This is a genomic window from Variovorax sp. P2_H12, from assembly GCF_056403395.1.
The window spans coordinates 1-452 of the sequence record NZ_JBFUFO010000193.1 but is presented as its reverse complement, the minus strand read 5'-3'; the positions used below and the strand labels follow the sequence as shown (position 1 = coordinate 452).

Here is a 452-nt window from a genome sequence, read left to right as displayed (position 1 = left end):
GAGCAGTGTCTGCGACAGGAGGTGAGCGGCCCACCAGTAGGCGTCGCGCAGCGGGCCGGCGTCCTCGGCCCCGCCGGGCCGGGCAGCGCCGCCGTCCGGACCGGCCGCAGCCGTCGGGATCCCGGTGCCCTGCCGCCGGGCGGCTGTGCCCGGTTCGTCCGTCCTCGTGGACAGCCGGTCCATGGCCTCGATCAGATCCGCCAGGCGGTGGGACAGGGCGGCAGCGCCTTGCCTGCGGCCCAGGAGCAGGAGTGCCTGGATCACCGGGCCGATCCGATGGTGCGGTACGGGGAGCGTGTGGGGCTCGCGTGAGGGCATCGCTCCCGAAGCCGCGTCGGCCGCCTGCACCTGCCCCCGCTCGGAGGCGGTCGACGCCCGGCGGCTCGTCCGCGGGCTCCGCTGGGCCGGAACGCGTGCCTCCGCCGCGCTGGCCCCACCGACCGGATCGTCCT

Annotated in this window: 1 protein-coding gene; it reads right to left on the bottom strand. The window is 77.0% G+C overall.

Annotated features, from left to right (window positions below; genetic code table 11):
• On the bottom strand, positions 1–264 hold a 264-nt coding region (locus AC1DYK_RS35775), incomplete at its 3' end, for a hypothetical protein (protein ID WP_478170582.1).
• Between the last annotated feature and the right edge of the window lie 188 nt (positions 265–452).